The organism is Companilactobacillus zhachilii (genome assembly GCF_003606365.2).
GTDB classification, from domain to species: Bacteria; Bacillota; Bacilli; order Lactobacillales; family Lactobacillaceae; genus Companilactobacillus; species Companilactobacillus zhachilii.
Window position 1 is genome coordinate 861,331 of sequence record NZ_CP031933.2, and the last position, 12,373, is coordinate 873,703.

General features: G+C 37.1%; 7 protein-coding genes. 4 read left to right on the forward strand and 3 right to left on the reverse strand.

What is annotated here, in order from left to right; genetic code table 11:
* Entirely contained in the window at window positions 1-2,859 is a 2,859-nt protein-coding gene (uvrA, locus tag D1B17_RS03715) for an excinuclease ABC subunit UvrA (RefSeq protein ID WP_120142971.1), read from the forward strand.
* A 52-nt stretch (window positions 2,860-2,911) separates the two neighbouring features.
* Here uvrA and D1B17_RS03720 read toward each other — a convergent pair whose 3' ends face one another.
* On the reverse strand, window positions 2,912-4,936 hold the full coding sequence (locus D1B17_RS03720; protein WP_120142970.1) for a cation:proton antiporter: 2,025 nt from the start codon (window positions 4,934-4,936) through the stop codon (window positions 2,912-2,914).
* A 617-nt stretch (window positions 4,937-5,553) separates the two neighbouring features.
* Here D1B17_RS03720 and rapZ point away from each other — a divergent pair.
* From rapZ to whiA, 3 genes are read left to right on the forward strand one after another with little or no spacing between them, the layout of a single operon-like run.
* Entirely contained in the window at window positions 5,554-6,468 is a 915-nt protein-coding gene (gene rapZ / locus D1B17_RS03725) for an RNase adapter RapZ (protein ID WP_120142969.1), read from the forward strand.
* On the forward strand, window positions 6,455-7,489 hold the full coding sequence (locus D1B17_RS03730) for a gluconeogenesis factor YvcK family protein (RefSeq protein ID WP_120142968.1): 1,035 nt from the start codon (window positions 6,455-6,457) through the stop codon (window positions 7,487-7,489). Before rapZ ends, D1B17_RS03730 begins: the two co-directional genes overlap by 14 nt.
* Window positions 7,489-8,418: a DNA-binding protein WhiA gene (gene whiA / locus D1B17_RS03735; protein WP_120142967.1), complete on the forward strand. Its 930-nt coding sequence runs from the start codon at window positions 7,489-7,491 to the stop codon at window positions 8,416-8,418. The genes D1B17_RS03730 and whiA overlap by 1 nt, the downstream gene beginning before the upstream one ends.
* 132 nt (window positions 8,419-8,550) lie before the next feature.
* On the opposite strand, the gene D1B17_RS03740 is transcribed toward whiA, so the two are convergent.
* Together D1B17_RS03740 and D1B17_RS03745 are read right to left on the reverse strand one after the other, a co-directional pair.
* A complete protein-coding gene (locus tag D1B17_RS03740; protein WP_120142966.1) occupies window positions 8,551-10,272 on the reverse strand; it encodes a hypothetical protein in 1,722 nt (573 codons plus the stop codon).
* Window positions 10,273-10,659: 387 nt separating this feature from the next.
* Complete coding sequence (locus D1B17_RS03745; protein WP_120142965.1) at window positions 10,660-12,051, reverse strand: DHA2 family efflux MFS transporter permease subunit; 1,392 nt, start codon at window positions 12,049-12,051, stop codon at window positions 10,660-10,662.
* Between the last annotated feature and the right edge of the window lie 322 nt (window positions 12,052-12,373).

Here is a 12,373-nt window from a genome sequence, read left to right on the forward strand (position 1 = left end):
ATGTTAAATGATAAGATTGTTATTCATGGAGCACGTGCTCATAATTTGAAAGATATCGACGTGACGATTCCCCGTGATAAATTAGTTGTTATGACTGGTTTATCCGGTTCAGGTAAGAGTTCGTTAGCTTTTGATACGCTTTACGCTGAAGGACAACGACGTTATGTGGAAAGTTTATCTTCTTATGCACGTCAATTTTTGGGACAAATGGATAAACCTGATGTCGATTCAATTGATGGATTGAGTCCGGCTATTTCGATTGACCAAAAGACGACTTCAAAGAATCCCCGTTCAACTGTTGGTACAGTTACGGAAATCAACGATTATTTACGTTTGTTGTGGGCTAGAGTTGGAACACCAATTTGTCCTAATGACGGTACGAAGATTACTAGTCAATCAGCCCAACAAATGGTTGATGCTATTTTAAAACTGGATGATGGTACGAAATTACAAATTTTGTCACCAGTCGTTCGTGCCAAGCGTGGTCAACATAAAAAAGCTTTGACGCAAATTAAGAAACAAGGTTATGTCAGAGTTCGTGTTGATGGCGAGACACGTGATATTGGTGAAGATATTGAGCTGGATAAGAATAAGAAACATGATATTGATGTTGTGGTTGACCGGATTGTAATCAATGATCATATCAAGTCACGTTTGTTTGATTCTGTCGAAGCAGCTTTACGTTTATCTGATGGTTATATGAATGTTGATGTCATTGGCCAAGATATGATGGTCTTTTCCGAAAAAAATGCTTGTCCACTATGTGGTTTTACTGTGGGTGAATTAGAACCTCGTTTATTCTCATTCAATGCTCCCTTTGGAGCTTGTGATAACTGTGATGGTTTAGGGATGAAGCTAGAGGTCGATATGGATCTTGTTATCCCTGATCCTAGTAAGACATTAGCTGAAGGAGCTATTATTCCTTGGAATCCAATAAGTTCACAATATTACCCTGAAATGTTAGCTCAAGCGGCTAAAGAATTTAAGATTGATATGAATACGCCATTCGAAAAATTGCCTCAAAAAGATCAAGATATTGTTTTGAATGGATCAGATGGTAAGACATTCCATTTCCATTATGAAAATGATTTTGGTAGTGTCCGTGATGTTGACGTACCATTTGAAGGTGTTATTCCCAATATTAATCGTCGCTATCATGAAACTAACAGTGACTTTACTCGTGAAGTTATGCGTAAGTATATGACTGAATTGACATGTCCAGTTTGTCACGGAAAACGATTAAATCGTCAAGCATTGGCTGTGAAGATTAGTGGTAAAGATATTGCTGAAGTTTCTGATATGTCAATTAAGGATGAATTGCCATTCTTTAAGGCAATTACTTTGGGTGAACAAAATACTGTGATTGCTAAACCTATTTTGAAAGAAGTTAAAGATCGATTGAGCTTTTTGATAAACGTAGGTTTGGAATACTTGTCACTATCACGTTCAGCCGGAACTTTATCGGGTGGTGAAGCTCAACGGATTCGTTTGGCAACGCAAATTGGGTCTAATTTATCTGGTGTTATGTATATTTTGGATGAACCTTCAATTGGGTTGCACCAACGAGATAATGACCGTTTAATTAGTTCTTTGAAGAAAATGCGTGACCTTGGCAATACTTTGATTGTTGTTGAACATGATGAGGACACCATGCGTGCAGCCGATTATTTGATTGATGTTGGACCAGGTGCTGGTGAGGCTGGTGGTCAAATTGTAGCTGCTGGTACACCTGCAGAAGTTGAAAAGAATCCTAAGTCCTTGACTGGACAATACTTAGCTGGTAAAAAGTTTGTCCCAGTGCCACTAGAACGTCGTAAGGGAAGTGGCGAAAATGTTGAAGTTTATGGAGCCGCTGAAAACAACTTGAAGAATCTTAATGTGAAATTTCCATTAGGTAAGTTCACAGTTGTGACCGGAGTGTCCGGTTCTGGTAAATCAACGTTAGTTAACATGATTTTGAAGCGAGCATTAGCTCAAAAGATGAATCATAATTCTGAAAAGCCTGGTAAGTATAAGAAAATTACCGGTTACGAAAATTTGGAGAAGATGATTGCCATTGACCAAAGTCCAATTGGACGTACGCCAAGAAGTAATCCAGCTACTTATACAGGTGTCTTTGATGATGTACGTGATCTTTTTGCTCAAACGAATGAGGCTAAGTTACGTGGTTACAAGAAAGGTCGTTTCTCGTTTAATGTTAAAGGTGGTCGCTGTGAAAACTGTCACGGTGATGGGATCATTAAAATTGAGATGAATTTCTTGCCTGATGTTTATGTTCCTTGTGAAGTTTGTCATGGAACACGTTATAATTCAGAGACTTTGGAAGTTACTTACAAAGGTAAAAATATTGCGCAAGTCTTGGATATGAAAGTTAAAGAAGCACTCGATTTCTTCAGTAATATTCCAAAGATCAAACGTAAACTCCAAACAATCGTTGACGTTGGTTTAGGTTATGTTTCACTTGGACAATCTGCTACTCAGTTATCTGGTGGTGAAGCTCAACGGATGAAGTTAGCTTCAGAGTTATATAAAAAATCTAATGGTAAAAATTTCTATATCTTGGATGAACCTACAACAGGGTTACATACCGATGATATTAAACGTCTATTAGAGGTCTTACAACGCTTAGTTGATGAAGGCAATACCGTTTTAGTAATTGAACATAACTTAGACGTTGTGAAGTCAGCTGACTGGTTGATTGATTTAGGCCCAGAAGGTGGCGAAGGCGGTGGTCAAATTGTTGGCACCGGTACACCTGAACAGATTGCTAAAATTAAAGAGAGTTATACTGGTCAATACTTGAAGCCAATTTTAGAGCGTGATACTAAACGTACTAAAGCAGTAGAAAAGAAAGCATAATAAAAATGAAAAAGGCAAAATCACAATTAAGTGGTTTTGCCTTTTTAATTTGTTATTCTTCATTTAACGATTGTAAATAAACTAATTGGTCAGTTGAAATTTGTTCATATAAGGCGCTTCCCAATTCAGGACTAAATTCTTTAGAAGCAATTTTTGATTGGATATAAGTATTTTCTTGTTGAAATGCCTCAATTAGGAGTTCATTTTGATCATTTTCAAAGTTTTCATTCTCGTGGAAAGTACGTGTCAAACGGCGGTGACGCTCATCGTAAGCACGACGTGCCAAATTGATCTCACGACTTTTTTCCGTGTCATTGACGAGACTTTGATTTAAATAGCTGATTACTTTTTTATAAGGCTTTTGTTCAGTGACGGCCATTTGACGCCACATTTTCTTATTCCTAGCAATCATTTCGGCCCGATTATCGGCTTGTTGATGCTTCATTTGGTGGAAAACTTTTCGCCGTCTTCTAGCTTCTTTACTGGGAGAAAACCGCTCTAGAATACCGAATTTAACAATCAAGATAAATCTTTGCCAGGTATTTTGTTGATACTGAATAATCGTTCTACGAGCAACACGCATGTATAGATTAGCATTTAAAGGTGTTATTTCCTGATTATTTAGCATTTCTAAAATAGTCTGTTGTTCTAATTCAAAACAGTTATCAAAAATGATATTAAGCTTAGATTTATCAACATGGCCTTCAATAGTTCGTTGGCCGTCCAAGATATTAATGACCTGACTAGTGCTAGTGTTTTTTTTGTGTCTAGTTTGGATTGAAACAATTGCGTCGTCAACCATTTGTCCTTTGGCTTTAGCTAATTCCTCTTCAGAATATTTTGAAACTTGTTTTGGTAATAAGAAGGGCAAGGCCAATGTAGGTACAATCAAACTTGTTAAAATAACGACGGTGGCAACAAAGATAATGTCGGTTCGATACGGAAATGGTTGACCATTAAGTGTTAAGGGAAGTGAGAAGGCCATTGCTAAAGTTATAGTTCCGTGGACACCACTGTATGCCATTATGATACTGTTAGCATGCTTTTCGTTACGGTCCCAGGCACGAATACGGGCAAAGTCCCAATTAGTCCAGAGATAACGTAATACCGTCATAATAAGATACAGCAATATACCGACACCTAATAATATGAAAACAGAACTAGTATTGTGTTTATGTAAGTTAATGATGACACTTGGGAGCGATAGTCCAAGTAATACAAAAACGATTCCGTTTAAGATACTTGAGACAACTTGCCAGGTACTATTCATAACGATTTGCAGCCGGGAACTAGTTAGACGCAAACGATTTTGCTGGATACCGTGGATCAAACCGGTTACGACAACCGCTAAAATTCCTGACACACCGATTGCTTCGGCCATTAAATAAACTACAAATGGTGTTAGTAAAGTGAAGGGCACCATAACCGAAGGAGTATCGACATGCATATTAATTAAACGCAATCGAATAGCAACGATTATTGCTCCCAGAACTCCTCCAACGATAATCCCACCAAAGAAAACATAAATAAAATTACCAATACCGTCCATGACAGAAAATTGACCGGTCACAGCGGCTGCAATTGCTAAATTCAAAGCAACGATACCTGATGCATCGTTGAAGAGGGACTCATTTTCCAACGTCCCCATAACTTCTTTAGGAACAAGCATATTACTGGTGATTGAGCTAACAGCCACCGCATCAGTTGGGGTAATGATTGCTCCCAAGGCAAAGGTCAAAGCTAGCGGCATGCTAGGAATAATAAAATGTGTTGTGAATCCAACAATTAAAATAGAAATAATTGCTAATTCCACTGATAGTGAAAAGGTGGTACCAAATTGATGAGTCAGTCGGGAGAGACTGGTATGCTGACCATCGTTGAACATCAAAACTGAAATAATAACCAAGAGGAATACTTCGGGTTCAAGTTCAAAATGTTTATAGATTGGGATGAAAGATAGTACCAAACCAGCTGCGATTTGAATAAACGCAATTGGAATATTATTAACTTTCCATGAAATAATGTTGGCGACGACAACAGCCGCAATGAGCAAGAGTATGAGAAAAACAGTCTCCATTTTGTAAATCCTCCAATGTGATTTATTTTAGCGCAAAATGGAGATAAAAAATATAAATTAGTGGTGGTGCCGCCTCCAGGTGCAAGAAATTTAGGTCGCTATGGGGACCGACTGGAGCCAAGGTCTCCAGTCTCGATTTTGAACCTCGCAAAGTACGCGAGTTTCAAAACTCGTCCCGTGGTGTAAGCACTAAAGTGCTAACGCCACCTTCATAGCGACCTAAATTTCTTGTACCTTCCGGCTAAGTTGTTGTTTTCATTGGATAATATAGTAGGAAAAATTTGATAATGGATAATAGGCTTTGTTACTTTCATGTTCTTGGTTATTTTAATATAAGAACTTAGGAGATATGTTTATTAGATAATATATTAGTCGGAAGAGTTGAGAAAAGTTAACTGGCTGTGGATGTGGCGTTATGGCTTTAGCCATTACACCACCGGGCGTGTTTGAAGACTCGCGGTATTTGCGAGGCTTCAAACCGAGGACTGAGACCTTGGCTCAGTCCGGTCCGCATAGCTAGTTAACTTTTCTCAACTCTGGAGTTAGCAATCTAAAATACCTTTTACTGACACGCCCGGCATGTTGTGTTATGCTTATATTCGAATGTGAGGTGCAGTATGGCAGAAGATATGCTTAGTTTAGTCATCGTTACTGGTATGAGTGGCGCTGGTAAGACTGTTGCAATGCAATCCTTTGAAGATTTAGGATATTTTTGTATTGATAACATGCCACCTAACTTGCTTCCAAAGTTCTGGGAGTTGGTTCATGAGTCTGGCAAAATTAAAAAGGTGGCGTTGGTTGTAGATATTAGATCACGCGCCTTTTATGATGAAATTTTCTCTATGCTTTCAAAGGTAGATGAAGATGAACAAGAAAAACATCAAAAAGTTGATATGAAGATTCTCTTTTTGAATGCTTCTGATGAAGAACTAGTTTCTCGTTACAAAGAAACTCGTCGTAGTCATCCTTTGGCCATGGAAGGTCGTTTGCTTGATGGTATTCAAAAGGAAAGAGAGCTCTTATCTGAGATCAAGGGCCGGGCTTCAGTTGAAATAGATACAACTGATTTAACGCCACGTCAGCTTCGTGAAGAAATTTTTGATAATTTCCAAGAGAACTCTGTCGTTCCAACTTTCCATATTGAAGTTATGTCCTTTGGTTTTAAATATGGACTACCAATTGATGCGGATATTGTAATGGATGTTCGTTTCTTGAGAAATCCTTTTTATATCAAAGAATTAAAGACGCAAACAGGTATTGATAAACCAGTTTACGATTATGTGATGGATGATGCACAAACGCAAAACTTTTATAATAAATTTTATGATTTGATGAAAGATATTATTCCCGGTTATGAAAAAGAAGGGAAAACTAGTTTAACGATTGCAATTGGTTGTACAGGTGGACAACACCGCTCTGTAGCTATCGCCCAACGACTTGGTACTGATTTGAAAGATAAGTACTATGTTGATATTACTCATCGTGACATGGAAAAATCGCAAAAGAAGGTAATTGAACATGGCAACAAATAGGATAGTTCGGGTTGTTAAAGGACGTCGTCCAAGAGTTGTAGTTATAGGTGGGGGTACTGGTTTACCAGTTGTATTAAACAGTTTAAGAAATATGGATGCTAATATAACCGCAATTGTTACTGTTGCTGATGATGGGGGATCATCTGGTGTCATTCGTGATTATATTAACGTTGTCCCTCCTGGGGATATTCGAAATGTTTTAGCATCCTTATCAGATTTACCAAAGGTAGATTTAGATGTCTTCCAATATCGCTTTAAAACCAATGATGATTTCTTCTCAGGTCATGCGATTGGAAATCTAATTATTGCTGCTTTAACGGAAATGTCACCTAATATTTTTGACGCCGTACAAGAACTATCTAAAATGATGCAAGTTGATGGTCACGTTTATCCAGCAAGTAATACGAAGTTAACGTTGCATGCTGAATTTACTGATGGCACAAAATTGGCTGGAGAGCATGAAATTACTCATTCTGGTAAACATGTTAAGCGGGTTTGGGTCACTGATTCAGACAATCCTGATGAGGAACCAAAGTCGGTTATTTCAGTCATTGCTTCCATTATGCAAGCAGATGTTGTTGTTTTAGGTCCTGGTAGTTTATTTACCAGCATTTTGCCTAACTTGATGATCAGTGATATCGGTGAGGCAGTTAAACAAACTTCAGCAGAAGTCGTTTATATTTGTAATATCATGACACAGATCGGTGAAACGGAAGGTTTTACTGATGCTGATCATGTCCGAGTTTTAAATCGTCATTTAGGCGGTAACTTTATTGATACCGTTTTGGTTAATACACGAAAAATTCCTGAAGGTTATATGGATCATAAAAAATATGATGAATATGTCAATCAGGTCAAGACTGACTTTGTTGGTCTAAGAAATATGGGATGCAAAGTTATTCAAGATGACTTCTTATCACTCCATGATAAAGGTGCATTCCACGATGGAGAAAAGGTTGCTAAGGAAATAATTAATCTTTCCTTACAGTCAGGAAATAGAAAGAATGAGGTGAGACGGTAGTGGTTTCTTACGCAAGTGAGGTCAAACAAGAACTCACAAAATTAGTGGTTCATCCTGAGCACGCACGAGTTGAATTATCAGCTTTGTTACGAATGAATGGCTCATTAAGCTTACAAAATCATCACTTCGTCTTAACCGCACAAACTGAGAACGCTGCAATTGCCAGAAGAATTTTTTCTTTGATCAAGCAAAAGTATGGTATGGAATCAGAATTACTTGTGCGTAAAAAGATGAAATTGAAAAAGAATAATCAATACTTGGTTCGTTTAAAGCATGATACGAATAAAGTTTTGACTGATTTAGATATTTTGGATGAATCTGGCTTGTCAATCAATACAGATGTACCCGAAGAAGTTTTAAATGAAGATCAACGGATGCGTTCATATCTGCGTGGAGCCTTTTTGGCTACTGGTAGTGTGAATAATCCGGAAACTTCACGTTACCATTTGGAAATTTATTCATTATACGAAACTCATAATGAGGGAATCGCTCAGATGATGAACTATTTTCATTTGAATGCCCGGACGACCAAACGTCGTAATGGCTACATTGTCTACTTGAAGGAAGCTGAAAAGATTGCTGATTTCTTGCAGTTGATTGGCGCTACTAATTCAATGTTGAAATTCGAAGATATCCGCATCGTCCGTGATATGAGAAACTCAGTTAACCGTCTAGTTAATTGCGAAAATGCTAATATCAATAAGACAGTGGCTGCGGCTGAACGTCAAATTGAAAATATTAAGCATTTGCAAGCAACGGTTGGCTTGGATTCACTTCCTGATAAATTACGTGAAATTGCGGTTTTACGTTTGGAAAATCCTGAAGTTTCTTTGAAAGAATTAGGCGATATGGTTCCAAGTGGACCTATTTCTAAGTCTGGAATCAATCACCGTTTAAGAAAATTGAATCAATTAGCTGAGGTAGGATAGTATCTCGGGCGCTGATAAAACATGTTCAGCTTTCGAGCATTAAGGCAAAAGGCACCAGTAATCCGATTTTGGATTGCTGGTGCCTTTTGTTTTAAGTGGAAAAAGCTATGTTTTGTCCCAAACTCTTTTTTACTATTGTCTAAAGTTTTGAATTTTTGGTATTGATAACATAATTATTAATATTCCAAATAAAATAAATGAGAACCAAATTAATGGCCGATAAAGTGTCGGTTGAATCTGGGTAATATGATAATCAACTTTTTTATAGTTATCTTGGTTTGTTAGTGTAATAAAACCAGTTTCATCAATTTTAAAGGGAACTTTTTTACCATTGATTAAAACTTGATAATTTAAAGTTCGATAACCAAAGACTGGCAATTTAATCGTACCTTTAGGTACATTATGAGCGGTCAAAGTTAACGAATTAGCAGTGGCCGTATGTGTTAGTGGAATATCTTTCGTTGGTGTCACAGCTAGATGATGAGAAATTAAATAGTTGATCTGTGAATCTAAACTAGCACCATCAGAATCCTTTTGTAATGGAACGGAATTTGGAGCATAGTCAGGAATAAGTGTCCGCATCAACGTGTCGCTATTGATTCCGGTCGAAGTTAGTTTAGCTGAATCGTTCATTGGAACAATAGTTTTGGAATATTCAGTCACGATTGGGCTATGTGTCGTTTTATAGAATTGGTCATGGTAGGCCGTGTAGATTGACATTCCATATGATAAAGCAGTCATCGCCACGAAAATAAGTCGAGCTTTCTTTTGGTCAAAGTTAATCAAAATCAAAACTAATGGAACCATCCCTAGAAAGGGAGCAAAGCGCCAGTTGGCATATTGGAAGGTGTCAAGAACGGGCAGTTTACTGAGTAATCCCCAAGGTACTAGGTTAGTGCTAAATAGAATTAAAACTAATTCTACTAAGAACCAAGGTATTAGTTGACGCAGTTTTTCTTTTTTAATTCCAATTAATACAATTACTAGCAAGATAATTGAAGCTACAGAAATAGTTGATTTAGCATTCCAACTGGTTGTCATAAATAAGGTCCAGATTGATTCACTGATAACATGTCCTTTGCCAAATGGAGCTAATAATCCGGTCTTAGAAATACGGAGAACACGATAAATTATCGGTAGACATAAGGCAACTGTTAATAAAGCGGCAATCGCCAAGTTAATCCAAGCCAAATAATTTTTCTTAAGAATAGTTTCAATGATTAAAAAGATACCAACGATAATAGTAATGGTAACAGCGCTCAATAGATGAGAATTGATAACAATTGTCATTAATAAAGCAGTTTTGATAATTAATGGTGGATCAATCTTAGTGCTTTCAACAGCATCCTTGAGTGTGAAGAGTAGTGGAAAAGCAAAAATCATTACAATGGCAGTTCCTGTCTGCATCTCATTGGTTAAGTCTTTCAAAGCAGAACCTGATAGGGCAAAGATTGAAGCTGCCAAAACGGCGTTACGTGAATCGAAACGCTTATTCAATGATAAAAATGAGACGATAAAAGTCAAAGCGTAAATTAAAACTTTAATAGCAATTTGTTGATGAATCGGGGTTAAGAAGTTGGTGATCCAAACAAAAGGCCAGAGTGTAAAGTCAGGGTACATGCCATTGACAGCTTGTCCCGTGTTGAAAAAGGTATTGAAGTTAACCCAACTAGGTAAAGTGTGTTGTTGAAAAGCTAGGCGAATTTCATAGATTCGTTGTGAATGGAAATAAGTATCATACATTGAGACCATGTAGTTGAAATGAAATTGCCAGAGTGTCCAAATTAGTAAGGTAATGAAAAATAATAATGCAATTAAAATTGTTTGCAGAGCGGGTTTATTCTTTAAATTCAAAATGCCCTCCTATGAGTATGTGGTCAAATATGCCGTTTCCAGGAGCAAGAAATTTAGGTTGCTATGGGGACCGACTGGAGCCAAGGTCTCCAGTCTCGATTTTGAACCTCGCAAAAGCCGCGAGTTTCAAAACTCGTCCCGTGGGGTAAGAGCTAAAGCTCTAACGCCACCTTCACAGCGACCTAAATTTCTTGCTCCTTCCAACTAATTTTTTAATAAGTAGTTGGGTTATTGAATTGTATTTTCATCGTTAAATAATAAGATTAAAAATTCACTAGCATCATGCTTAATCCAAAGACTAATTATACTTCATTTTAAGAATACAAAAAAAAGTATCTTTTCAATTTTAGGAAAGATACGTTTTTACTATCTGGAAACTAGAAACTTTTACGCTGCCTTTTTATTATTCTTAATCAACAAAGCAAAGATGAATCCGAGAATTGCCATGCCGAAGAAGAAGGCAAAGACTTTTTGATAGCCAATTAAACCGGTATTGGCAGGTAGGTGATGATTTTGATTGGTTGTGACTAGAATCAAGGTTGCCAAACTGACACCTAAAGATCCGAGTAATTGACGAACGGTTGTAATGATAGCTGTTCCGTGCGGTAATAGTTCTTCCGACAATGAATTGCCACCTAAGGTTGTAGCTGGCATCATAACGAAGGCATTTCCACCTTCAATTAATGTTGCAATTACAATCATTGGCCAAATGGTTAACTTTGTATGAATGACGAACAACAAGAACCACCCGACGACAATCATTGACATACCAGTAATCAAGGTTGATTTGAAGCCAATACGATCAGCTAATTTACCAGTTAATGGATTAAGAATACTGAGGACAATGGCTGGTGGAACTAGTGCTAATCCAGACATTAAAACTGAGGTGTGTAAAATATTTTGGTAATAAAGTGGATAAATAATTGTTATGACAATTAACGAAATATATGAGAATCCGGTTAGTAGGACGGCTAAATCGAAGTTGAAGTTTTTCATAACTTTCAAATCGAGTAAGGGTTCTTTTTTGGTTAATTGACGATGAATAAATAAAGTCGTTAAAAGTAAACTGATTACCAATAGGATAATTAAATTGGTGCTGAAACTTTTAGTTGCTCCTGCTTGATTAACTACATAAAGTAAACCAATCACACCAAGTAGATAGACAGTTGAAAGTAAATCTAAGGTTGCTTTGTGACGTGGCATAACGTCTTTGATATTGAATAGACCACTAATAAAAATAACAACCATAATCAATAGAAAAATGACAAATAGTCCTTGCCATTGTAAAAAGTTTAAAACAATCCCAGAAATGATGGGACCACTAGCTAGAGCCGATCCCATGACTAGACCAGCATATCCCATCGTGGCACCACGGTTATTTTCTGGTGTGATGGACATTAATACGGATTGAAACGATGGAAATAAAACCCCGACACCGATAGCTTCTAAAGCTCGACCTAGCATGGCGATTGGAAAGTTTGGTGCAATGATGATAACAAAAGTACCAATGGCAAAAATTGCTACGACACTTAAAAAGATTTTCTTAAACGAAAAATTGTTTAATAGCCAAGGACTGATTGGCATCATGATACACATAATCAACATAAAGCCAGTTGTTAACCATTGAATCGTTGGTGCAGTCACGCCGAAGAATTTCATTAATGTTGGATAAGCCGTTGAAAGAGAAGATTGGCTGATCGACATTGTGAAGGTTCCGGACAACAAAGTTATAATGAATAACTTGCGTGCTAGGCTATTTTTAATTTCACCCTTGTTCATAAAATACCCCTTCTTTTGTTTAATCTAATAACAATTTAAGGATAGCCTAAAATAAAAATACTGTCCAATCGATTGATTGGACAGTATTTGATTATTTACTCGGAGTATTAAATTCAAGATTCTTCCCAGTGCAGGGACTTTGCATGATTTGTATAGTTTTAGGTAAATAGTTGGAATCATTTGGCTCCTTGAATAGACATTATGTACTTGTGGTGCTAACGTCTGTCTTCAAATTATTCTGATACGGATAAATTTTTTAAAAGCATGGTTATTTCAGAATCCTATTGAGATGGTAATAAAATCTATGAAAAGTATTTTAGGT